Below are 22,706 nucleotides of genomic sequence, written 5' to 3' on the forward strand. Positions count from 1 at the left end.
ATCATGTGACAATAGCCGCCGAACTTCGCGTGGCCAGTCACCCCGACAGGATGGCCCAGATCATCCAGAAGCTGCGCTTCAAGCGCCGGATCGCGCGTCATCGGGGCGGTTCTCGGCGTGCAGGGGCCGGGGACTGCGCGCCCCCGGACCCGATCTTGTTTCGCGCGACGGACCGCGCCGGATTCGGCTCAGTTCGACGCGGGTGCAGGTTCCCCGGCAGGGGCCGTGTCGGCCGGAGCGGTGTCCGCAGGAGCGGTATCCGCAGGAGCAGGTGCCGTGTCGGTGGTGGTGGTTGTGTCGGCCGTGGCCGGGGCAGTGGTGGTCTCTGCCGCGGGCATCGTTGCGTCTGCCGCAGGGCTTTCCACGTCGCCTCCGGACATGAAGAAAAACAGGAGTGCCACCACGACGACGATGCCGCCGACAATGAAATAGAGGTTGTTATTGTTGTTGTTGCCTTCAGCCATGATCTTTCCTTTCGGATTTCAACCGTATGGAGAGGCAATTCATGGCCCGCATGACTGGTTCCGGGTAAAATCAACATAAGCGGGTTCATGCTAGTGGGCCACGCCGGCCGCGACCGATTCGTCGACAAAACGCCCTTCGCGGAAACGGTTCAGCCCGAACCCCGCGGCCAACGGACCGGGACGGCCCCGCGCCACCAGTTCGGCCATGGCCCAGCCGGATCCGGGAATCGCCTTGAAACCACCGGTGCCCCAACCGCAATTGACGAAGATTCCGTCCACCGGCGTCGTCGACAGGATGGGCGAGCGGTCGCCGGTCATGTCAACGATTCCGCCCCATTGCCGCAACATCTTGAGACGCGAGATCATCGGAAATGTCTCGACCAGGGCGCGGACGGTTTCCTCGACGTGATGCCAGGAGCCGCGCTGCGTGAAATTGTTGAAACCGTCGGTGCCGCCTCCGATCACCATCTCGCCCTTGTCGGATTGCGACATGTAGCCGTGCACGGTGTTGGCCATGACGACCACATCCATGCAAGGCTTGATCGGTTCGCTGACCAGGGCTTGCAGGGCGACGCTTTCGATCGGCAGGCGGAAACCGGCCATCCCGGCAAGCTGGCTGGAATGACCCGCCACGACCAGGGCCAGCTTCTCGCAACCGATGCGGCCCTTGCTGGTATTGACGGCCTGCACCGCGCCGCCATCGGTTTCAATCCCCGTGACCTCGCAGTTCTGGATGACGTGCATCCCCATGTCCGAACAGGCCCGGGCATAGCCCCAGGCCACCGCATCATGGCGCGCGGTGCCGCCGCGCGCCTGATACAGACCGCCCAGAACCGGATAGCGCGGCCCGTCCAGATTGATGATCGGCACCAGTTCCTTCAGCCGTGCGGGTTCGATCCATTCGGTGCTGACGCCTTGCAGGTTGTTGGCATGGACGGTGCGCTTGTAGCCGCGCACCTCGTGTTCGGTCTGCGCCAGCATGATCAGGCCGCGCGGGCTGAACATGACGTTGTAGTTCAGATCCTGCGAAAGGGTCTCGTACAGTTTCAACGATTTGTCATAGATGGCAGCCGAGGGATCCTGCAGATAATTGCTGCGGATGATGGTCGTGTTGCGACCGGTATTGCCACCGCCCAGCCAGCCCTTTTCGATGATCGCGATATCGGTGATGCCGAAGTTCCGGCCGAGGTAATAGGCCGTGGCCAATCCGTGCCCGCCCGCGCCCACGATCACCACCTTGTATCTTTGGCGCGGCTCGGGGCTGGCCCATGCCCTGGACCAGCCGCGATGTTCGCGAAACGCCTCGCGGGCGATGGCAAAGACCGAATAGCGGCGCGATTGAGACATGCCCACCCCCTGACAGACGTTGCGCGCAGCATGGCGACTGGCCGCGCCGGCCTCAAGAGTGGATGCGGCAGATCGGCGCCAAATGCGACATGCGGTCGCCTGGCGCAGCGGGCAGGCGGGCTCTGGCGCGGACGTGAATGACTGCGACCTTGCGACACTTCCGCTCGGCCGCAAAGAACTTTAGGAAGAAAGGCGATTTTGGGGGGCACGCGATGTTCTGGATATTCTCCGCCGCACTGACCTTGCTGGTCGCGGTTGCGATCTTCTTGCCGATCTGGCGCGCCCGCGACGGTGCCCGGGCAGAATCGTCCGCGACCTATGACCTGCGCGTCTATCGCGATCAGCTTCGCGAGGTGGATCGCGATCTGGAACGCGGCGTGATCGCCCCCGAGGATGCGCAGCGCCTGCACACCGAGATCGGCCGCAAGGTGCTGGATGCCGACCGCCGCATGGCCGATGCCCCTGCCCCCGCCCGCGGCGGCACCGCACTCTGGGCCGGGGTGATCCTGTTGGTGGCCCTTGGCGGCGGCATGGCAGTGTATCTGCGCGAAGGCGCGCCCGGCGTGGCCGATCTGCCGCTTGCGCGGCGCCTTGCGCTGGCCCAGCAGGCCTATGAAAGCCGGCCCAGCCAGGAACAGGCCGAAGCCCAGGCACCCGCGGCCCAGGCGCCGACCGTCGATGCCGAATACGAGAATCTGGTTCAGAAGCTGCGCGAGGCGGTTGCCAAAAATCCGCAGGATCCCGAGGGCCTTTCGCTTCTGGCCACGCACGAGGCGCGGCTGGGCAATGTCCGGGCCGCACGCGAGGCCCAGCAGCGGCTGATCGAGGTTCTGGGCGACCGCGCCAGCGCGGAACAACTGATGCGTCTGTCGGCGCTGATGACCGAAGCCGCAGGTGGCCTGATCACGCCCGAGGCCGAGGCGGTTCTGGCCCGGTCGCTGCAGACTGACCCGACGCAGCCGCAGGCGCGCTATATGCTGGGCATCCTGCAACTTCAGAATGGCCGTCCCGACCGTGCCTTTCCGCTGTGGCGCCAGCTTCTTGAGGAAGGACCGCCCGATGCGCCCTGGATTCCGCCGATCAGCCAATCCATCGCCGATCTTGCATGGCTGGCGGGTCAGCCGGACTATACGCCGCCCTCGGCGACGGCCCCGGCTTTGCCCGGTCCCGACGCCGAGGCGATGGCCGCAGCCGAGAACATGACGCCCGAGCAACGCCGCGAGATGATCGGCGGCATGGTCTCGCAGCTCGAGGCGCGGCTGGCCGAACAGGGCGGTTCGCCCGAGGAATGGGCCCGGCTGATCACGTCCCTGACGGTGCTGGGCAATGCCGATCGGGCGCGCGCCATCTGGGACGAGGCGCAGCAGCGTTTCGCCTCGGCGCCTCAGGCTCTGGCGACGGTGCGTGCGGCGGCGCAATCCTCGGGGCTGACCGAGTGATCCACGAGGATATCGCGGATTTTGCCGCGACCCTGCCCCGCACCGGCGCGCTGGCCGGGCTTGATCTTGGCACCAAGACCATCGGCGTGGCGGTCAGCGACGGCTTGCGGCAGGTGGCCTCTCCGCTGACGGTAATCCGCCGCCGGAAATTCACGCTGGACGCGGCCGCGCTGCTGTCAGCCGCAGCCGAGCGCGGCCTTGCCGGCCTGGTCCTTGGCCTGCCGCGCAACATGGATGGCAGCGAGGGTCCCCGCGCCCAATCCACCCGCGCCTTCGCCCGCAACCTGTCGCGCCTGACGGACCTGCCTATCGGCTTCTGGGACGAACGCCTTTCGACCGTCGCTGCCGAACGGGCGCTGCTGGAGGCCGATACCTCGCGCAAGCGGCGCGCAGAGGTCATCGACCAGGTGGCGGCGGCCTATATTTTGCAGGGCGCCCTGGACCGGCTGCGCAATCTGCCCTGACGTCGCTGGCAGCCGCATCCGGGCGCCCGGCGAATCCGGTCGGGGTCGGCCGCGGATTTCAGCTCAGCCGGATTCCGCAACGACGTGCGGTGGGCGGCTCCTCACGGCCCCGCTGCCGGCCTCGGGACCGCAATCAACCGTCCAGGAACGGCACCGGTATCCCGAAGGCATCGCCCAGCAGCACGAAATTCAGCCCCAGCACAATGATCGCCGCCATGGCGGCCAGCGAACCCAGCAGCTTTCCCACCGCGAATTCGCCCATGATGTCCTTGCGCATGGAAAAGATCAGAAGCGCGATCATGGGGACGGGCAAGGCGATGGAAAGCACCACCTGGCTGAGGAAAAGCGCCTGCGTCACGTTCACGCCCATCGCGACAACGACGAAGGCGGGAAGCATCGTGACCAGTCTTCGCAGCCAGATCGGGACGCGAAACCTCAGGAAACCCTGCATGATCATCTGCCCGGCCATCGTGCCGACGACCGAGCTTGAAATGCCCGAGGCGATCAGCGAGGCAAGAAAGATGCCGGCGGCCGCGGCGCCAAGCAGCGGCGTCAGCGTGTAATAGGCGGTCTCGATCTCGGCCACCTCGGGGTAGCCCATGTGAAAGGCGCTTGCCGCCATCATCACCATCGCCATGTTGACCATGCCGGCGATCGCAAGCGCGACCACGACCTCGATGTTCGAGAATTTCAGCACCCGGCGGCGGTCCCTTTCGTCGCGGATTTCAATGCGGTTCTGGGTCAGACCGGAATGCAGGTAGATGGCATGGGGCATCACGGTGGCACCGATGATGCCGACCGCGATGATCAGGGCATTGCCGTCCGGCAGGGCCGGCTGAAACATGCCGATCCCGGCGGATTTCCAGTCGATGGGCGCGATCAGCGTTTCGGCGAGATAGGAAAGGCCAATCACAATGACCAGCGCGCCGATGATCAGCTCCATCGGGCGAAATCCCTGACGTTCAAAGATCAGGATGGCATAGGTGATGATGGCGGTGATCGCCATGCCGACGATCAGCGGCAGATCGAACAGCAGCGCCAACCCGATCGCCCCGCCCAGGAATTCCGCCAGGTCGGTGGCCATGGCGGCGATTTCGCTGACCACCCACATGACCCATACCACGGGCTTTCGAAAGTTGTCGCGGGACAGTTCCGCCAGGTTCTTGCCGGTGACAATCCCCAGTCGGGCCGACATCGCCTGAAACAGCATGGCGATCAGGTTCGCCAGCAGCACGACCCATAGCAACTGATAGCCATAGCCCGCGCCCGCCTGGATGTTCGTCGCGTAATTGCCCGGATCCATGTAGGCGACCGAGGCGATCACCGCCGGCCCCGCGAACAGAAGACGGCCGCGCCAATCCTTGCGGTGGCCGGTCAGGACATCTGTCATTCCACGTCGGGTTCGGTAGGTCAGTTTTTGCATGGACTAACAATGATTGCGTGATCAATGGAATATAGCCATTGCTATGCCCGGCGCAAGGGGGTGCCGTCCGGCTGCCGCGATCACGCCGATTATCGGTTGGTAAAACCGAATAGCTTTGGCTATAAATCCTCTTCACGCTTTCGAAAGAGCCTGCCCATGACCGACAGAACGACGCCGGCAAAAAAGCAGGCCGACCGCTTTGCGAGGGCGCGGGAAAAGCAGTCGCGCGCCCTGCTGGAAGATTACGCCGAACTGATCGGGGATCTGATCGCGGAACTGGGCGAAGCGCGGGTGGCCGATATTGCCGAACGGATGGGGGTCGCCCAGCCGACCGCAACAAAGGCGATTTCGCGGCTGAAGCGCGAGGGTCTGGCGACGGCGCGCCCCTATCGCGGGGTTTTTCTCACCGACGACGGGGCCGATCTTGCCGATCGCGTCCGCGCCCGTCACCGCACGGTGGCCGAACTGCTCATCGCCGTCGGCGTTCCCGAAGATGTCGCCGAGATCGACGCGGAAGGGATCGAGCACCATGTCTCGCGCCGGACCCTGTCGGCCTTCGAGGCGTTCCTGAAAGCACAGGGATCGACCTCGGACCAGGCGCGTGCCGAAGACCCGATCGGGCGCGACCCGGCCGGGCATGGCCCGGTCCGTGACCCGAGGTGACATTGCGTCACGAAAGCGTCGCTTCCCGGCTTGCCCGGCTGCGGACCCGCGCCTAGCGTGCCGCCATGACCGACGCCCCGCCCATATGGACCCGCACCGAACCGCAAAGTCCGTGCATCAACATCTGCGTGATACACCCGCACGAGGGTATCTGCGTGGGCTGCTACCGCACGCTGGACGAGATCGCCGGCTGGGCCTCGATGCCCGCCGAGACGCGGCGCGCGGTCATCGCCGAACTGCCGGCCCGCAAACCGCTGCTGAAAAGACGCCGTGGCGGCCGGAATGGCCGGCGCGACGGGTAGCGGCTCGGTCGTCCCGGAACGACCAGAACAGCGCCTTGCCCGATATGTCCCTTGCCCCGCCATTCCGAGCCCAGCCGGGCCGGGCGCGGCCTGGCACAGCGCAGGAAGCGGGGCCGAAAGAATTCGCATGGGAAATCCGGCCTGATGGATCTCCGGATGACTGACGCCGCACCGCAAGGATCGCGCGGCGATCTGGCGCCTCAGCCGCGCCTGCCGCGAATGCTGCGGTGGATGCGAATGCGAACCTCGTCGGGTTCGGCCGCGACCGCCTGCATCAGCGCCCGCATGTCGCCGCGGGCGGTGTTCAGCTGGTCGATCAGCGACATGACCATGCGCAACCCGTCCTCGGGCAGGTTGTGGCAATCGGCCAGATCGCACAGCAATTGCAGGCGCGCCAGGTCGGCCTCGCGGAAACCGGGGCCATCGGGCGTCGTCACCGGCTGCACGATGCGCGCCCGGCAATAGCGGCGCAGGCGCGGCCGGGTCAGTTCCTCGACCATCGCGATGACTTCGGTTTCGGTGTAATAGCGGCTCATATCGTCATCCCCCGGCGTGGGTCGTAGCCATGCGACTTGCGCCATCCCTCCATGAATTTCGCCAGATCGCCGTCCACCTTCGGCGGCATCACGATCTTCAGTTCGACCTGCTGGTCGCCGCCATTGATCCCGCGCCCGCGCAGGCGCAGCTTCTGGCCCGTGGTGGCGCCTCTGGGGATGGTCAGGTTCACCGGCCCGTCCACTGTCGGCGCCGCGACCTTGGCGCCCAGAACCGCCTCGTCCAGCGTGATCGGCAGCGTCAGGAAGATGTCGTCGCCCTCGCGACGGAAATCGGGGTGGGGCGCGACCGAGACGGTCAGATAGGCATCCCCCGGACCGCCCTGGCCCATGCCCGCGCCGCCCTTGCCCTTCAGCCGGATCGTCTGCCCGTCACGCACGCCCCGGGGGATCGTCACCTCGAGATCGCCGCCCTCGGGCAGCGAGATCCGGGTCTTGCCGCCCCTGGCCGCGGTCATGAAATCAACCTCCAGGGCGAAACGGTAATCCTGTCCGCGCATGTGGAATTCGCGCCCGCCCTCCTGCCGGAAACCCTGCCCGAATCCTCCGGCCGCCCGGCGCCCGAACAGATCCGAGAACACATCCGACAGATCCGGATCGCCCTCGAAACCATAATTCTGCGCATAGGGATTGCCGGCCGCCTCCGCATGATCGCGGTAATAGCGGCGCTGTGGCCGTTCGTGACCCTGTTCGTCGATCTCGCCGGCATCGAAGCGGCGGCGCTGTTCGGGGTCTTTCAACAGATCATAGGCCGCCGATGCGGCCTTGAAGCGTTGGGTGGCCGCCGGATCGGGGTTCAGGTCCGGATGATCGGTCTTGGCGATCTTGCGATAGGCTTTCTTGATCTCGGCCTCGCTGGCCGATCTGGTCAATCCCAGATCTGCATATGGATCGCCTGCCATCTTCTGCCCCCTTTGCCCGTCTTTCGGATCAACAAGATAGAACCTGCGCCGGTTTCATCAAGCCTCGCCCGGCCGGCTGTGCGGGGGGCGGCTTCGTCGCCCTGGCCCGGCCCCGGGACGATGCCCGACCGGGCGCGGTTGCGGACGAAAGCGCGACGCCGGCGTCAATAGGGTTGCGGGTGATCCCTGTGCAGCCGGTCGATGGCGCGGACCAGATCCTCGGGCAACGCCTGGTCCATTCCGGCCAGCAGGTGATCGAGCTGTGTCACCGAGGTCGCGCCGATGATCGGGATCGCCTTGAAGGGCCGCGTCGCTTGCCACAGCACGGCCATGTGAACCCGATCCCAGCCGTGACCCGAGGCCAGCGCGCCGAAGGCGTCGGCGGCGGCGATGGCTCGGGCGGTCAGACGCCCACCCAGCCGGCCCTGACCGCCATGCGCCTTGTCCACCGACGCGCGGCTGCCCCCGGGGACCGCGCCGCCGGAATATTTTCCCGTCAGCAGGCCCGCCGCCAGCGGCGAAAATCCCAGCAGGGTCACATCCTCCTGGACGGCCGTCTCGGCCAGATCGGTGTCATAAAGCCGGCAGAGCGGCGAATATTCGTTCTGGATCGCCACGGGTCGGGGCGCGCCGGTCCGGTCCGCCACGTCGCACCAGCGCGCCAGCCCCCATGCGGTTTCGTTCGACAGGCCGAAGGCGCCGATCTTGCCCGCCCGCCGCGCCTGGGACGCGGCCGCGAGAATGTCGGCCATGTGATCCAGTATGCGGGTCTTGTCTGCCTTCGGCGCATGGGACCAGTTCTGCCGGAACGCCCAGGTGCCGCGCACCGGCCAGTGCAATTGGTAGAGATCGATCCGGTCGGTCCGCAACCGCCGCAGCGAACCATCGATGGCCGCGCGCATCGTGGCGCCGTCGCAGGGGGCGCCATCGCGGACCATCTGGCTGGGTCCGGTCATCTTGGTGGCGATTTCGACGCGCTCGCGCCGGCCGGCCCCGGCCAGCCAGCGGCCGACGATCTCTTCGGTGGCGCCGATCGTCTCGCGGCGGACCGGATTGACGGGATACATCTCGGCGCTGTCGAAAAAGGTGATCCCCGCGTCCAGCGCGCGATCCATCTGCCTCTGGGCATCGCCTTCGTCCGTCTGGTTGCCGAAGGTCATCGTGCCGAGGCAGATCGCGCTGACCTCGATGTCGCTGCCGCCCAGTGTGACCCGTTTCATGACCGCTCCGCTTCGTTGACGCGCTGCGGACGGTAGCGATAACCAGGCCGGGTGCAACCCGGCCCGGCGCCATTGCTCACTCGGCCTCGATCCAGCGCGAAAGGGCGTCGATCTCGGCCCGGATCGCGCGGCGGGCGCGCATCAGCCCCGCCAGCTTGCCCGCAACGCCGCCAAGGCTGGCCAGCAGCAGCGCACCGATCGCGGCATGGGCCGCGCCCTGCCCCGGCAGCCAGCCCGTCAGCCCGGCGATCGGCGCCAGACAAAGCCCGGCCAGCAACCCGACCGCGCCCGCGGCACAGCCGCAGGCGCTCAGAGTTGCGGACAGCCGCGCCTGCCGCGCCGCAACCTCGTCCCGCGGCTTTCCGGGCAGGTCCAGGATCAGCCGCGCGGGCGGGGCGGCATCCGTCAGCAGCCGCAGATCATCGGCCGAACGGATCACGCAGGTTGCCGGTTTCATGTCAGCGCCAGGACCAGCACCGCCGCGACCGCGACGATGGCGGCGGCTATGGCCAGCCCGAAAAGCGGATGGGGTGCGCCGCAGCCGCGGCCCTTGCCATGGTCGTGTTCGTTCTTGTCGGTCATGGAAACCTCCTACAGATAGGTGACGTGGCGCGAGCCCCGTACGATGGCGACTTGCAGGTTCGACAGCACCGGAAAGGCCGCGCCGACGACACTGGCGTTCATCAGATTGCCGGCCGATTCGTCGTGCGGCAGCAGGCAGGCATGGCCCAGTTCATGCGCCAGTGTCGCCCGCGCCACGCGCGGCTCGATGGTGACGTAATTATGGGTTCCCGCCATCGAACAGCCGATGGTCGAGGGCGGCTGGATGTCGTTGACGACGATGCCGATCAGCTCGGCGCCATAGCCGATGATCCGCCGCCAGCCGCTTTCGAATTTGCACAGGCTCTGGACCAGTTCGAACCACGAGCCATCCACCCACCAATCGGCGAAAAAGCCGCCCGCGCCGCATTGCACGCTGATGCTGCCACCCGGAGGCGACACACGGGTCTGGCAGAAACCGGTAAAGCGCGCATCGATGTTGCAGGTGCGGTCATAGATCTCGATCACCGCATCGACCTGCGGCTGCAAAGCGGCCTCGGTGGCCAGGGGCGTGCCGTCGATGACCGGAATGATGATCCCGAAATACATCTTCTTGCGCGGCCGGATACCCGCGAGGCTGGCCACGAAATCCAGGATGCCCACCAGCCGCCAGACGATTTCGGTCAGCCAGTTCAGCACCGTCCGGATGATCCCGCCGATCACCGGGATAGACAGGATCAGCCCGATCACGAAGGCGATCACGTCGAGGATGACATTGACGATCGTGCAGACGACGCGCACGACCCATTTGCCGATTGTCACGACGACCCAGCGGACCACCTTGACCGCGACCCAGACCAGCCAGCAGAACAACTTGTTCAGGCACAGCATCCACCATTTGCATGGCTCTTCGCGGCAGCGTTGTTCCTGCCGCTGTTCCCATTCCTCGATCGGCCTTTCGACCTGTTCCTCGACCCATTCCTGGATCTCGCGACATGAGCGACCCATTTCAAACCCCTGACGATATGACACGCCGCGACATGCGGCGCGGTACCAGGTCTAGGAGTTCGGCGTGAATTCGCCATGAGGGCGGCGTGAAAGGCCCTCAGCCCCGGATGTAGCCTGCCGAGGCTTCGATCAGGTGGCGGGTGTAATCCGTCTTGCCCGCGCCGCGGCGCAGGGCATCGACATCCATCACTTCCAGGATGCGGCCATGCTGCATCACCGCCAGCCGGTCGCACATATGCCCGACAACGGCCAGATCGTGGCTGACCATCACATAGGTCAGGCCATGTTCCGCCCGCAGATCGGTCAGCAGGTTCAGGATCTCGGCCTGAACGCTGACATCCAGGGCGCTGGTCGGTTCGTCCAGCAACAGCAGGCGCGGTTCGGCCGCCAGCGCGCGGGCGATGGCCACACGCTGACGCTGCCCGCCCGACAATTGGTGCGGATAGCGGAAGCGGAAGCCGCGTCCCAGTCCCACATCCTGCAGCAGCCGGGTGATGCGGGCGTCGATATCGTCCATGCCTTGCAGCTTCAGCGCCTCGGACAGCACCGCATCGACCGAATGGCGCGGATGCAGGCTGGCATAGGGATCCTGAAAGACCATCTGGACGGTCTTGTGAAAGGCGCGGCTGCGGCGGGTTCCGGTGACGGCCTGCCCGTCCACCTCGATGCTGCCCGACCAGGTGTCGATCAGTCCCGCAATGGCGCGCAGGATCGTCGATTTGCCGCTGCCCGATTCGCCGACCAGACCGAAGCTTTCGCCGCTGGCCACGGTGAAGGCGGCGTGCTGGACCGCGTCCACACGGTCGGGCGCAAAGCCGAACCAGACATTCAGATCGTCGACCGTCAGCATGGCGGCACCGGCGCGGGCCGGGATATTGCACCCCAGCACCCCCGCAGGATATTTCCGGACCGAAGCAGGACCATGTCACAAGCCTCCGGGAAGTTCGGTTTCAAGGCTTTCGGTGATCGGATCGCCGTCGCGCCACGTGTCCTGGCGTTGCAGCACCGGCAGGCGTTCGACCGGCGCATCGAGGCGCGGCAGGCTGTTCAGCAGGCCCTGCGTATAGGGGTGGCGGGCGGCATGCAGATCCTTGGCGGCCAGCGTCTCGACGATGCGTCCGGCATACATGATCAGCACCCGGTCGCAGAATTGCGCGACCAGGTTCAGGTCGTGGCTGATGAAGATCAGTCCCATGCCACGATCGCGGACCAGCCGGTCCATGATGTTGAGCACCTCGGTCCGGACCGATACGTCCAGCGCCGATGTCGGTTCGTCGGCGATCAGAATCTCGGGGTCGGGCGCCAGCATCATCGCGATCATGATGCGCTGACCCATCCCGCCCGAGACCTCGTGCGGATAGGCGCCCATGACCCGTTCGGGGTCGCGGATCTGGACCGCCTCCAGCATTTCCAGCGCCTTGGCGCGGCCCGCGCCCTTCGGGCCGCCGGCATGCAGCCGATAGGCCTCGATGATCTGGTCGCCGATGGTCATCACCGGATTCAGGCTGAATTTCGGATCCTGCATGACCATGCTGATCCGGCTGCCGCGGATCTTGCGCATCTTGCGTTCGGACAGATTCAGGATCGGCTGGCCATGCAGGTCCATCCGCCGGGCGGTGACCCGGCCCGGCGGACGGACAAGGCCAAGGATCGCGCGGCCGGTCATGGATTTGCCCGACCCGGATTCGCCCACCACGCCCAGTCTTTCGCGCCCCAGGTCGAAGCTGACGCCGCGCACCGCCTCGAACATGCCCTGCCGCGTCGGAAAGGCCACCCGCAGATCCCGGACCGAGAGCAACGGCGCGTTCATTCCTTTGCGCCCTTCGGGTCCAGAACGTCGCGCAACCCGTCGCCCAGCAGATTGAAGGCAAGGCTGACGATGAAGATGGCAAGCCCGGGCATCGCCGCGACCCACCAGAAATCCAGGATATAGGTCCGCCCGTCCGAAATCATCGCCCCCCATTCCGGCATCGGCGGCTGCGCGCCCAGACCCAGAAAGCCCAGTCCCGCCGCCGACAGGATGATCCCCGCCATGTCCAGCGCCACCCGCACGATCAGCGACGAAAGGCACAGCGGCCAGATGTGCCGGATCAGCAGCCGCATGCGCCCCGCCCCTTGCAGGCGGGCGGCGGCGATGTAGTCCGCGTTGCGGATGGTCAGCGTCTCGGCCCGGGCAAGGCGGGCATAGGGCGGCCAGGCTGTCAGCGCCAGCGCCAGCACCGCGTTGCCGATCCCTGCACCAAGTGCTGCCACGAAGGCCAGCGCCAGGATCAGCTTGGGGAAGGCCAGGAAGATATCGGTAATCCGCATCAGCACCTGATCGACCCAGCCCCCCGCGAAGCCCGCCACGGTGCCGATGAACAGTCCGATGATCGGCGCGATCAGGGCCACCGTGCCGACGATGAACAGCGTGATCCGCGAGCCGTGGATCAGGCGCGACAGGATGTCCCGGCCAAGCGCATCGGTGCCCAGCAGGTTCTGCGCCGATGGCGGTTTCAGCCGGTTCGCGAGATCCTGCGCAAAGGGGTTTTGCGGGGCCAGCAGCGGCGCGAAAATCGCCATCGCGATCAGCAGGATCAGGATCACCAGCCCGAACATGGCCAGCTTGTTGCCGCGAAATGTCAGCCAGCCCTGATAGATCGCGCCCAGCCGCGCCTGGTTGCGGGTCTGCGGCGCATCGGAAAGCAGCCATGCGCGGCGGGTCATCTGTCGGCTCATTCGGACCTCGGATCCAGCACGCGATACAGGATGTCGCTGAGCAGGTTCAGCGCCACGAAAGAGGTCCCGACGACGACCGTGCCGCCAAGGACCGCGTTCATGTCGCCGGCCAGCAGCGCCTTGGTGATGTATTGGCCCAGGCCCGGCCACGAGAAGATGATCTCGGTCAGCACCGATCCTTCCAGCAGCGAGCCGAAGGACAGCGCGATGACCGTGACCAGCGGGATCGAGATGTTGCGGAAAGCGTGGCGCCAGATCACCGCGCTCTCGGACAGGCCCTTGACGCGGGCGGTGGTGATGTATTCGGCCGAAAGCTGTTCCAGCATGAAGCTGCGGGTCATGCGGCTGATATAGGCGAGGCTGAAATAGCCCAGCAGCGAGGCGGGCAGGATGATGTGGCTGAACGCGTCCTTGAACGCGCCCCAATCGCCCGCGACCAGGGTGTCCACCAGCAGAAGCCCGGTGACCTTGGGAACCATGCCGTCATAGATGATGCCCTGGCGACCCGGCCCGCCGACCCAGCCCAGAATACCGTAGAAGATCAACAGGCCCATCAGGCCCAGCCAGAAGATCGGCATCGAATAGCCGACCAGCGCGACCACGCGGGCGACCTGATCGACGATGCCGCCGCGCCGGGCGGCCGCGATCACGCCCAGGGGCACGCCCGCGAACACGCCGATCAGCGTGCCCAGCGTCGCCAGTTCCAGCGTCGCGGGAAAGACCCGCCTGATGTCGTCGATGACCATTTGCCCGGTCGAGATCGAGCGCCCGAAATCGCCGGTCAGCACCTCGCCCACGTAGCCTGCGAACTGGACATAGAGCGGCCGGTCCAACCCCATCGCCTGATAGGCGGCGTCGTATTGCGCCTGGGTGGCGCGATCGCCGACGACCTTCAACACCGGGTCGATGGGCATGACGCGGCCGATCACGAAGGTGACCAGCAACAGACCCAGCATCGTCAGCAGCAGCGACAGCAGGACGCCGCCGATGCGTCTGGCCTTGCGCCGCGTCGCCGCGGCGCGGTGACCGCCCGGTTCCGGCGGGGTCTTGCCCCGTCCGGTCCCGGTGTTCAGGTCGGCCGCGGAAGACAAGGCCTATTCGCCCTTCGTCACCTGTCGATACATGACCGAGGTGACCGAGCGTCCGGAATTCCAGTTCTGGATATTGTCGCGCAATCCGGTCGGTTCGATGCGCTGGAACAGCGGGATGATCGGGGCCTCGGCCTGATATTGCTTCTGGATGTCGCGATACATCTGGGCGCGCTTGTCGGTGTCCTGTTCCAGCGTCGCGGCCACCGTGGCCTCGTTCATCGACTGCGGTACCGCATAGGCGTTGCGCCAGGCCAGCAGGCCGGTCGCCCGCGCCTCGTCGCTGTTGTCGGGATTATAGGCGAAGGTCGCGGCATTGGTGTTCGGGTCGGAATAATCCGGGCCCCATTCGCCCAGGAAGATCGGCACCTCGCGGGCGCGATAGGCGTCCAGAACCTGCGCGCCGGTCATCTGTTCGATGTTCAGCGTCAACCCCACCTCGGCCATCGACGCCTGCAAGGTCTGTGCCGTATCCACATATTCCCGCAGATCGCGGATCTTGGTGGTGATGGTGCCGCCCTCGATCCCGGCATCGGTCAGAATCTTCCGGGCCTTCTCGACGTCATAGGTCCAGGGGTTTTCGTCCAGCGCGCCCAGATAGCCTTCGGGCAGGAAGGCCTGGCGCACCTTGAACTGGCCCTTCAGGAAGCTGCCCGCGATGCCGTCGTAATTGACCAGGTATTTCATGGCCTCGACCACGGCGGGGTTCGACAGCAATTCGTCCTTCTGGTTCAAGCCCATATAAAGAATTCGGCCGCGCGGTTCGTCCTGGATCTTGACGCCGTCGGCGGTTTGCAGCGCATCGACATCCGTGGGCGACAGGTTGCGGGCCACGTCGATGTCGCCCTGTTCCAGTTGCAGGCGCTGCGCGCTGGATTCGGCGACATTCTTGACGATCACGCGGCTCATCGCCGGCGCGCCCTGGAAATAATCCGGGAAGGCGGTCATCTGGACCGCCTCGTTCGGCCGCCAGGCATTCAGCACGAAAGGCCCCGAACCCGCGTCGTTGTTGGACAGCCAGGTATTGCCCATGTCGTCGCCCTCGGCGTTGCTCATGACCAGTTCCTTGTCCACCACGCTGCCGATATTGGCGGTCAGGCAGTTCAGCACGAAGGATTGGGCATAGGGCTTGTCCAGCTTGATGGTCAGCGTGTTGCCGTCGGCCTTGACCATCTCGTCGACGTTTTCGGGGGTAAAGCCGAACTGCGTCAGGATGAAGGAAGGCGTCTTGTTCAGCTTCACGGCGCGCTGGATCGACCAGGCCGCGTCTTCTGCGCGGACCGGATTGCCGGAATGGAACTTGACGCCGTCGCGCATCTTGAAGGTGATGGTCTTGCCGTCCTCGCTGATCTCCCAGCTTTCGGCCAGGCTGGGCTTGAAGCCGGCTTCCATGTCCATCGGATCGAAATCGACCAGCCGGTCATAAAGGTTCTGGGTGACGTCGTTGCCCGAGAACTCGAAGGACTGCGCCGGGTCCAGCGTGATGATGTCGTCGATGGTGGCGGCGACGACCAGCACGTCGGCCGGGGTCTGGGCAAAAGCGGCGGGCGCGACGGCGATGGCCGATGCCAGAAGAATCGCACGCGAAGTGAGCAAAGCTTTCATGGTCGTTTTTCCCTGTCGGTTGGTCATGCCCCGTGAGCCGGGTTTCATGCCGATCAACGTGGCGCAATGTCGGAAAAGAGACAAGGCCCCGCTTGCGCGACGGCGTGCCGGGCGTTTCGCCCGGTGGCGTATCCCCGAACCTGCGGCCGCGCCTGTCAGCGACGGATCCGCGATTTCAGCGCCTTGCGAAATGCCGCCAACCAGGCCCGCGCGTCGAAACCCGCCGGCGGCGCGGCAGCATAAAGCTGATCGTCCAGCCGCGCCAGGATCACCGGAGCGGGGCGTCCGTTCCAGCGCAGATGCCGCTGGGCGGCTGCGCGCAAGGCGGGCAGATCGCCGGACCTTGCGGCGCGTCGCATGGCGCGTCCATGCGGGCTGGGCAGACTTTGCCGAATGCGCCGTCGCAGCCGGCCAGAACCCGCGATCCCCTGCCCGCGCAGCAGCAGCGCCAGCGCAGACGCCATCCCCGCCCCCACCAGCATGACCGCGGCCGCGTCCTGCCGTGCCGCCGCCTTGTCCGCGGATCCGGAATTCGCGCCGAACCCGGCAAAACCGAAAGGAATGGGTTTCATTGCCGCGACCTCGATCCGACGGCTGTCGGTGTCGAACCACGGAAATGCCGCGGCGCGCAGGATCGCGGGCTCGCCGGTGGTCGGGCGCAGTTCCCATTCCCAGACGACGCGGGCCACCGGACCCTTTTCCGTCAGGACCGTCTCGCGGATTTCGGGCCGGGTAAAGCTGATCAGCCACGGCTCGCTGAGGTCGGGACGCGGCGGCAGGTCATGGGCCATCGCGCCAAGCGCCTCGATGGTGACGCGGCGGGTCAGAACCTGATCCTTGCGCAATTGCCCCGGCTGGGCCGACAGGTCGTCGGTCAGCGTCAACTGGCTGGCCGCCAGCGGACGATAGCCGCCGGGAAACGGCTTGACGCCGATCTTGACGGGCGGCGCGGTCACGTCCCGCGTGGCGCGCTGGCCGTCCGCAGTGACATAGGTCAGCCGATGTGTCACCGGGCCGATCCTGACCGGCCCGTCACGGCGCGGAAACACCGCGATCCTGCGTTCGAAGATTTGCAGAAGCTTGCCGTTGACCCGCTCTTTCCGCCAATCGTCGCGAGCGGTCTGAATCCAGTCGTACTCGCGCGAATCGGGAAACTGCATCTGCTCCAGCGACACGGTCAGGTCATATTCGCCGCGCACCGTCAGCGCGATCATCTCGGCGACGACGGGATTGCCGCGATCATAGAGCAGCATCAGCCGCGCCATCGGCTGTTCCGCACGCGCCGCCGAAGCCATCGCCAGCAGCAGGACAAGGAAAAGGCGCGTCACCATGGATCGCCCTCTACCGGCCGGATCAGACCCATCCGGGCGCGGCGGTCGAATTCGGCCCGGATGCGCAGCTTCAGGAACGCGCCCGGATCGTCGGCGATCGTGTCCAGCCACTCATCCGTCGCGGCCAGGCCCTTGGCGTCAAGCCTGCGCTGCCATTCCGGGCCGGACAGGTTGGCCAGCAGATCGGTGATCGGCCTGTCCCCGGCGGGTGCGCCGCCCGCGCCCTTGATGCGGCCCGGCGCCGTGCTTTCGCCCACCACCACGGGCGCCAGCGCCGCCACCAGGTCACGATTGGAACGGGCCTGATCGTCGGTCGGATTGGCAAACAGCGTCGCGTCGAAATAGGCAACCGACAGCGCGTATTCCCGGGTCGCGGCCAGGCTGAGGCCGCGATTATAGGTCTGGCCGCGTCCCGCCGCCGCGAAAGCCTCGTCGGCGGCCTTGTAGTCGCCCAGCCGGAACAGGGCGACGCCGCGCGCCGCCGGATCGTCCAGCAACCGCACCGCCGCGCCGTCCCAGCCTGCGCGCAGGGCCAGCCGCCCAAGCGCCGACGGCCCCGCAACCGCCAGCGCGGCCAGACCGGCCGCAAGGATCAGCAGGGCCGCCGGCCTCACCGCTGCCTCCGCAGCATCAGCAACAGCGGCAGACCTGCAAGGGCGGCCAGAAACGGACCAAGATCGCGATATTGCAGCGATCGCAGCACCGGATCGCGCCGAAGCGCACCGCCACGGCGCAACCGAGCCGCCAGACCCGGCAGATTCGCCAGCGTCGCGACGGCGCCGCCCCGGACCAGCTCGGCCAGAGCATCGGGCGGCGGGACCGATGCGCCCCGGGCCAGCCCCTCGACGCGCAGGGCCGAGATGCGCACGCCCCGGTCGGCCAGTCGGTCGGCCTCGGCCGTGGCGGCGGCGTCGATGCCGCCGCCGTCCGAAATCAGGATCAGATCGGCACGCTGCAATCCCTCCAGCATCTGCCCCGCCCGTGCCAGCGCGGCGGCGGCGCGCGTGCCCTGTCCCGGCATGGTCTCTGAATCCAGCACCCCGATCTGCGTCCGCAGGCTGGCGATATCCAGCGTCGGAGCCGAGGCCGTGAATCCCTCGCCGCCATACAGCACCAGGCCGACCGGCCGTCCCGCCAGCGCCTGCGCCAGCCCCGCCGCCGCGAATTTCGCCTGGCTCAGCGCGCCTCCCTGCGCAACCGATGGCGACAGATCGACCGCCAGCACCACCGCGTCGGTCTGCACCAGCACCGGCGCATCTCCGCGGGGCAGCGCCGGCCCCGCCAGCCCCAGGACCAGCGCCGCCAGGCCGGCGGGCGCCAGCAGAAGCTGCCACGGCCTCTGTCGCCCGGTCAGCGCCCCAAGTGCCTGCATCGCGCGCAGCATGTCACGTGGCATCACCTGTTGCCAGCCGCCGGCATCCGGTATGCGCAGCAGGATCAGCGCCACCAGCCCGGCCAGCGGCAGCAATCCGATCAGCCAGAGCGGCCGCAACAGGATCAGCCCGTCCAACCGCGCCTCCTGATACCGATCAGCAGCAGGCAAAGGGCCGCGCCCGTGGCGGGCCAGACCCACAGGGATCGCCAGACCCGCATCGACGGCCGGTCCGACGGGTTCGGCTCCAGCCGGTCCAGGCTGCCGGCCATGTCGCGCAAGTCGCCGGTCGTGCGGACACGAAAGCTTTGACCGCCAGCCTGCCGCGCGATGGCGCGCAGCGTCGCCGTATCGACGGCATCGCGCGAGGCGGGGCGGTTTTCCAGATCCTCGGGGCCAAGGGCGATGGAATGGATGCGGATGCCGTGGTCGCGCGCCAGCCGCGCCGCCTCGACCGCCGGAACCCTGCCCGAGGTATCCACCCCGTCCGACAGCAGCACGATCACCCGCGAGGGCGCATCGCTGGCCGCAAGCCGTTTGGTGGCCAGCCCGATCCCGTCCGAGATCGCGGTGCCGCGGCCCGAAATGCCGATCTGCGCCTCGTCGATGGCCCGCGCCACGGCATTCACGTCGAAGGTCAGCGGCGCGGCGAAATAGGCCCTTTCACCGAAGATCACCAGCCCGATCCGATCGCCGCGGCGCGACGCGACGAAGGCCGCCGCCGTGCGCTTGACCGCCTCCAGCCGCGTCACCGGCCCGCCGTCCAGCGTGAAATCCTTTTTCATCATGCTGCCCGACAGATCCAGCGCCAGAACGATGTCGCGCCCCGAGGCCGGAACGATGTCGCTGACCGCCTGAACACGCGGGCCGGCCAGAGCCACCACCAGCAGCAGCCATCCCAGCCCGGCCAGCCAGACACCGCGACGTCGGTTCGCGACGCCGGCTGCCGCGGCCGCCGCAGCCAGATGCGCAGGCAGGATCAGCGCAGGCCGAGGCACGGCGAGGGGCGGGGTCAGCCAGCGCACCAGCAGCGGCAGCGGCAGAAGGATCAGCAGCAGCGGCGCGGACAGGCTCATCCCCGCTTCCTGCGGCTGCGCAGGGCGACACGCTCGATCCGGCCGTCATCGGGGGGCGGCGCGGCACCATAGGCGGCGGCGCGCAAGGCGTCGGGCAGGTGGCCCAGGATCCGGGCCACGGCAAGGATCCGCTCGGGGCCGGGCAATCCGCGGGTGGCGCGGATCAGCGCCCGGCGCGAGGGGCGGCGGTCGAGACAGGGCCGCAGCGCCAGAAACAGCGCCAATCCGACCAGCAATCCCAGGCCCAGCAGGCCCAGATCCTCGCGCCAGTCCATGACCGCCATGCCAGCCGGCAGGCGCGGCGGGGCCAGGGCCGCCAGCAACTGATCTTGCGTCACGGCCGGACCTCGAACGGGCTGGCGCCAAGGGCGCGCAGGCGCGCGATCTCGGGCCGCAGATCGGGCGCCAGCAACCGTGCCAGACGGCTGCGCCGGCCGTCGCTGATGGTCAGGGCCGGGCGCGGGGGCGCGATTTCGGCTTCGTCCAGCACCAGCGCGACGCTGACCATGCGCCGCCGCGACAGCCCGGTCAGCGCCGCCTCGGCCTGCAACCAGCCGCCCGGCAGAGTCGCCAGCACCACGCGCCCGCCGGCGGGCGCCAGCCGGGCGGCATGGGACAGCGCTTCGGTCAGGCCGGGCGCGCCCGGTTCGGCCAGCGCGCGATCGTGCTGATGCGCCAGCAATCGCGCGATCGCGGCCATCTGCGCCTCGCCCGTGGCGGACGGCATCTCGGCCAGTCCCGCACCCGAGACCGACAGGACCGCGACCGAGCCGCCGCGCCGCGCCGCAAGCCATCCGGCCCGCGCCAGCAGCCGCGCGGCGCGGACCGATCGCAAGGCCGCGCCGGTGCCCCACAGCATCGGCGCGCGGAAATCGGCGACCAGCAGGGTGGTGTCGTCGCGATCCTCGTGCAGGCTGCGCACATGCGGCTGGCCGGTGCGCGCTGTCGCCGCCGGGTCCAGCCGGCGCGGATCGTCCCCCGCGACATAGGCGCGGATCTCGCGCAGATCCATGCCGCTGCCGGGCAGTCGCGCCGCCACCGCTCCGGTCCGCCGGGTGGCAGGACGCTGTCTTTCGGGGGCCGTCGCTTCGTCGCGCAGGGCCAGCAGTTCGGCCGCTTGCAGCCGGATCCCCGCGACATCGGGCAAGCCGGCCGGAACTACCACGGTCGCACCGCGGCTAGCGCATCGGCAACGAGGGACCGCCTGCTTCGCCCTTCGCTGACAGCCTGCCACGCAGGCACCATCCGGTGCGACAGTGCATCTGCGGCCAGCGCCTCGGCATCCTCGGGCAAGCCGTGATCGCGGCCATGCAGCCAGGCACGCGCGCGCACCCCTGCCGCCAGCGCCAGCGAACCACGCGGCGATACCGGATGTTCAACCCATTCCGCCACCGCGCCGCCGGGTCGCGTCGCCATGACCAGCCGGACGATGAAATCCTTCAGCGCCGGAGCCAGATGCACCCGCGAGACGCGGTCACGCGCCCGCGCCAGATCCTTGGCCGTGACGACATTCGGAACGTCAGAGGGCGGCGCCATGCCCTCGGCCTCGACCAGATCGAGGATCGCGCGTTCGGCCACCGCATCGGGAAGATCCAGCCGCAGATGCAGCATGAAGCGGTCAAGCTGCGCCTCGGGCAGCGGAAAGGTGCCCTCGTGTTCGATCGGGTTCTGCGTGGCCACGACCATGAACGGATCGGGCAGCGGTCGCGTGATGCCGCCCGATGTCACCTGACGCTCGGCCATCGCCTCCAGCAGCGCGGATTGCACCTTGGGGGGCGCGCGGTTGATCTCGTCCACCAGCACGAGACTGTGGAAGATCGGACCGGGCATGAAGTCGAAATGCCCGGTTTCGGGACGGAAGACCTGCGTGCCTGTCAGATCCGATGGCAGCAGATCGGGCGTGCACTGGATGCGCGCATGGCTGCCCGGAAGATGCGCGGCCAGATGTTTGACGGCACGGGTCTTGGCGATGCCCGGCGGCCCTTCGATCAGCACATGGCCGCCGGCCAGCAGCGCGATCAGCAGCCGTTCCACCAGCATGTCGTGACCGATCAGCGCCGCGCCGATCTGACCGCCCAGACGCGCGATGGCATCGGTTTCAACCCGGACGTCGTTCATCGCCTCCTCCTTGCGCTGAACGGGGCCAGTCTGCCGCGCAAGCGCGCGCCGCGCCAGCCCGGATCGACCAATCGCCCATGCCACTTTGGTCTGATCGGCGCGCGGCCCGGCGCCGGTCCGACCGACCGGGCGAACCTGTCTTGATGCCACGAGAAACCGGGTGAAAACCGCTTGACGCCCCCTGCGCCCTCCCTTACATCGCCCCCACCCGTGGCGGAGTAGCTCAGTTGGTTAGAGCAGAGGAATCATAATCCTTGTGTCGGGGGTTCAAATCCCTCCTCCGCTACCAGAAACCCCGACTTGATTGCGAAAGCGGGAACACCGTGCGGAGGTCCGGCGGATGTCGGATCCGAGCCACCCTCGATCACATTCTCGGGCAAACGGCCCGGCAATCCGGACCGATCCGAAATATGGCGGTCCACCAGGGCGCAGACCGGTGTTCGTCGGCCCTACCCGGCGGCCTGAGAGCCATCCGAATTCGCCCGCCGGCGCCTGCGCAGGAAGGCGAAAGCGCCGATCCCGACAGGAACGAGGGCGGCGCCAGCCGGCACGGGAACAGGGCTGGGCGAGAATGACACGGCCCACGCAGAGAGATACGGCGTTTCGTCGCCTTCGTAGCTGAAAAGACCCGACATGGTGTCCCAGTCGATGTCGATGCGCCAAGCAGGAGCGGCGCCAACAGTCCAGTATACGCCTTCTTCCCACTTCGCGAGGCGACCAGGCGAGCTTATTTCCTGACCGTTTCCATATTGCATGTCGATGGCCATCGAGTCGTCATCGAAAGTGAATGTGACGATCCCGGTGGCAGGATTCCCGGTGCTTAGGCCATTCAGAATTCCTGCCACCGGCTTTACCTGGCCGGGTTGGCAATAATTGCAATCATACTCATGCCTGACGAGAGTGATCGTCGAAGGTTGCTTGATGACGGTGGCGGCAGAAGCCATGTGCCCCGTCCCGACCAGCATCACGAAAGCAGCAATCGCGGATCCGATACGCATCTCAATCTCCAATCAAATCATCACACTCACGCTATACTCAGCGGCGCGTGATCCTGTCTACGCGAAACGGAGTG

The 22,706-nt window shown here is 67.1% G+C and carries 26 protein-coding genes and 1 tRNA gene; 5 read left to right on the plus strand and 22 right to left on the minus strand.

Features of this window, described 5'->3' with window-relative positions:
- Window positions 1-188: 188 nt before the first annotated feature.
- Together B4L36_RS07060 and B4L36_RS07065 are read right to left on the minus strand one after the other, a co-directional pair.
- The gene (locus tag B4L36_RS07060) at window positions 189-464 is read right to left on the minus strand and encodes a hypothetical protein (protein WP_292954415.1); all 276 of its coding nucleotides are present in this window, start codon (window positions 462-464) and stop codon (window positions 189-191) included.
- A gap of 90 nt (window positions 465-554) precedes the next feature.
- The gene (locus tag B4L36_RS07065) at window positions 555-1,811 is read right to left on the minus strand and encodes a sarcosine oxidase subunit beta family protein (RefSeq protein ID WP_292954418.1); all 1,257 of its coding nucleotides are present in this window, start codon (window positions 1,809-1,811) and stop codon (window positions 555-557) included.
- Between the two features lie 212 nt (window positions 1,812-2,023).
- Here B4L36_RS07065 and ccmI point away from each other — a divergent pair, with 212 nt between their 5' ends.
- Window positions 2,024-3,250, plus strand: coding sequence for a c-type cytochrome biogenesis protein CcmI (ccmI, locus tag B4L36_RS07070; protein ID WP_292954421.1), 1,227 nt, complete (start codon window positions 2,024-2,026; stop codon window positions 3,248-3,250).
- On the plus strand, window positions 3,247-3,714 hold the full coding sequence (gene ruvX, locus B4L36_RS07075) for a Holliday junction resolvase RuvX (protein WP_292954424.1): 468 nt from the start codon (window positions 3,247-3,249) through the stop codon (window positions 3,712-3,714). The genes ccmI and ruvX overlap by 4 nt, the downstream gene beginning before the upstream one ends.
- 133 nt (window positions 3,715-3,847) lie before the next feature.
- Here ruvX and B4L36_RS07080 read toward each other — a convergent pair whose 3' ends face one another.
- Window positions 3,848-5,104 (minus strand): Nramp family divalent metal transporter, encoded by a 1,257-nt coding sequence (locus B4L36_RS07080; protein ID WP_292979008.1) that lies wholly within the window; start codon window positions 5,102-5,104, stop codon window positions 3,848-3,850.
- Window positions 5,105-5,293: 189 nt separating this feature from the next.
- Between B4L36_RS07080 and mntR the strand changes: the two genes are divergently transcribed.
- Complete coding sequence (gene mntR, locus B4L36_RS07085; protein ID WP_292954430.1) at window positions 5,294-5,800, plus strand: manganese-binding transcriptional regulator MntR; 507 nt, start codon at window positions 5,294-5,296, stop codon at window positions 5,798-5,800.
- 65 nt (window positions 5,801-5,865) lie between these two features.
- Complete coding sequence (locus B4L36_RS07090; protein ID WP_292954433.1) at window positions 5,866-6,102, plus strand: DUF1289 domain-containing protein; 237 nt, start codon at window positions 5,866-5,868, stop codon at window positions 6,100-6,102.
- 200 nt (window positions 6,103-6,302) lie between these two features.
- Here the strand turns inward: B4L36_RS07090 and B4L36_RS07095 are convergent, their stop codons facing one another.
- The 18 genes from B4L36_RS07095 to B4L36_RS07180 all read right to left on the minus strand — a co-directional run bounded on the left by B4L36_RS07095 (window position 6,303) and on the right by B4L36_RS07180 (window position 21,634).
- Window positions 6,303-6,638: a hypothetical protein gene (locus B4L36_RS07095; protein WP_292954436.1), complete on the minus strand. Its 336-nt coding sequence runs from the start codon at window positions 6,636-6,638 to the stop codon at window positions 6,303-6,305.
- Window positions 6,635-7,558, minus strand: coding sequence for a DnaJ C-terminal domain-containing protein (locus tag B4L36_RS07100; protein WP_292954439.1), 924 nt, complete (start codon window positions 7,556-7,558; stop codon window positions 6,635-6,637). The genes B4L36_RS07095 and B4L36_RS07100 overlap by 4 nt, the downstream gene beginning before the upstream one ends.
- Window positions 7,559-7,722: 164 nt before the next feature.
- Window positions 7,723-8,778 carry an aldo/keto reductase gene (locus B4L36_RS07105; RefSeq protein WP_292954442.1) on the minus strand — a complete coding sequence of 352 codons (1,056 nt, stop codon included), beginning with the start codon at window positions 8,776-8,778 and terminating at the stop codon, window positions 7,723-7,725.
- A gap of 76 nt (window positions 8,779-8,854) precedes the next feature.
- Window positions 8,855-9,235 carry a hypothetical protein gene (locus B4L36_RS07110; protein WP_292954445.1) on the minus strand — a complete coding sequence of 127 codons (381 nt, stop codon included), beginning with the start codon at window positions 9,233-9,235 and terminating at the stop codon, window positions 8,855-8,857.
- Window positions 9,232-9,360: a hypothetical protein gene (locus B4L36_RS07115; protein ID WP_292954448.1), complete on the minus strand. Its 129-nt coding sequence runs from the start codon at window positions 9,358-9,360 to the stop codon at window positions 9,232-9,234. Before B4L36_RS07115 ends, B4L36_RS07110 begins: the two co-directional genes overlap by 4 nt.
- A gap of 9 nt (window positions 9,361-9,369) precedes the next feature.
- Complete coding sequence (locus tag B4L36_RS07120; protein WP_292954451.1) at window positions 9,370-10,326, minus strand: hypothetical protein; 957 nt, start codon at window positions 10,324-10,326, stop codon at window positions 9,370-9,372.
- 97 nt (window positions 10,327-10,423) lie between these two features.
- The gene (locus B4L36_RS07125) at window positions 10,424-11,176 is read right to left on the minus strand and encodes an ABC transporter ATP-binding protein (RefSeq protein ID WP_292954454.1); all 753 of its coding nucleotides are present in this window, start codon (window positions 11,174-11,176) and stop codon (window positions 10,424-10,426) included.
- 75 nt (window positions 11,177-11,251) lie between these two features.
- Window positions 11,252-12,136, minus strand: coding sequence for an ABC transporter ATP-binding protein (locus B4L36_RS07130; protein WP_292954457.1), 885 nt, complete (start codon window positions 12,134-12,136; stop codon window positions 11,252-11,254).
- On the minus strand, window positions 12,133-13,032 hold the full coding sequence (nikC, locus tag B4L36_RS07135; RefSeq protein ID WP_414692152.1) for a nickel transporter permease: 900 nt from the start codon (window positions 13,030-13,032) through the stop codon (window positions 12,133-12,135). Before nikC ends, B4L36_RS07130 begins: the two co-directional genes overlap by 4 nt.
- 8 nt (window positions 13,033-13,040) lie before the next feature.
- Window positions 13,041-14,033: an ABC transporter permease gene (locus B4L36_RS07140; protein ID WP_292954582.1), complete on the minus strand. Its 993-nt coding sequence runs from the start codon at window positions 14,031-14,033 to the stop codon at window positions 13,041-13,043.
- Window positions 14,034-14,138: 105 nt separating this feature from the next.
- Window positions 14,139-15,737 carry an ABC transporter substrate-binding protein gene (locus tag B4L36_RS07145; RefSeq protein WP_292954463.1) on the minus strand — a complete coding sequence of 533 codons (1,599 nt, stop codon included), beginning with the start codon at window positions 15,735-15,737 and terminating at the stop codon, window positions 14,139-14,141.
- Between the two features lie 155 nt (window positions 15,738-15,892).
- Window positions 15,893-17,068, minus strand: coding sequence for a hypothetical protein (locus B4L36_RS07150; protein ID WP_292954466.1), 1,176 nt, complete (start codon window positions 17,066-17,068; stop codon window positions 15,893-15,895).
- Entirely contained in the window at window positions 17,062-17,682 is a 621-nt protein-coding gene (locus B4L36_RS07155; RefSeq protein WP_292954469.1) for a hypothetical protein, read from the minus strand. The genes B4L36_RS07150 and B4L36_RS07155 overlap by 7 nt, the downstream gene beginning before the upstream one ends.
- Entirely contained in the window at window positions 17,679-18,578 is a 900-nt protein-coding gene (locus tag B4L36_RS07160) for a VWA domain-containing protein (protein ID WP_292954472.1), read from the minus strand. The genes B4L36_RS07155 and B4L36_RS07160 overlap by 4 nt, the downstream gene beginning before the upstream one ends.
- Window positions 18,566-19,516 (minus strand): VWA domain-containing protein, encoded by a 951-nt coding sequence (locus tag B4L36_RS07165; RefSeq protein WP_292954475.1) that lies wholly within the window; start codon window positions 19,514-19,516, stop codon window positions 18,566-18,568. The genes B4L36_RS07160 and B4L36_RS07165 overlap by 13 nt, the downstream gene beginning before the upstream one ends.
- Window positions 19,513-19,854, minus strand: coding sequence for a hypothetical protein (locus tag B4L36_RS07170; RefSeq protein WP_292954478.1), 342 nt, complete (start codon window positions 19,852-19,854; stop codon window positions 19,513-19,515). Before B4L36_RS07170 ends, B4L36_RS07165 begins: the two co-directional genes overlap by 4 nt.
- Window positions 19,851-20,681, minus strand: a complete 831-nt coding sequence (locus tag B4L36_RS07175; RefSeq protein ID WP_292954481.1) for a DUF58 domain-containing protein — start codon at window positions 20,679-20,681, stop codon at window positions 19,851-19,853. The genes B4L36_RS07170 and B4L36_RS07175 overlap by 4 nt, the downstream gene beginning before the upstream one ends.
- Window positions 20,675-21,634 (minus strand): AAA family ATPase, encoded by a 960-nt coding sequence (locus B4L36_RS07180; protein WP_292954484.1) that lies wholly within the window; start codon window positions 21,632-21,634, stop codon window positions 20,675-20,677. Before B4L36_RS07180 ends, B4L36_RS07175 begins: the two co-directional genes overlap by 7 nt.
- A 212-nt stretch (window positions 21,635-21,846) precedes the next feature.
- On the opposite strand from B4L36_RS07180, the gene B4L36_RS07185 reads away from it, so the two are divergent.
- Window positions 21,847-21,923, plus strand: a tRNA-Met gene (locus B4L36_RS07185).
- Between the two features lie 160 nt (window positions 21,924-22,083).
- Here B4L36_RS07185 and B4L36_RS07190 read toward each other — a convergent pair.
- Entirely contained in the window at window positions 22,084-22,632 is a 549-nt protein-coding gene (locus B4L36_RS07190) for a hypothetical protein (RefSeq protein ID WP_292954488.1), read from the minus strand.
- Window positions 22,633-22,706: the final 74 nt, after the last annotated feature.

It is taken from the genome of Paracoccus sp. UBA889 (assembly GCA_002294185.1).
Lineage (GTDB): Bacteria > Pseudomonadota > Alphaproteobacteria > Rhodobacterales > Rhodobacteraceae > Paracoccus.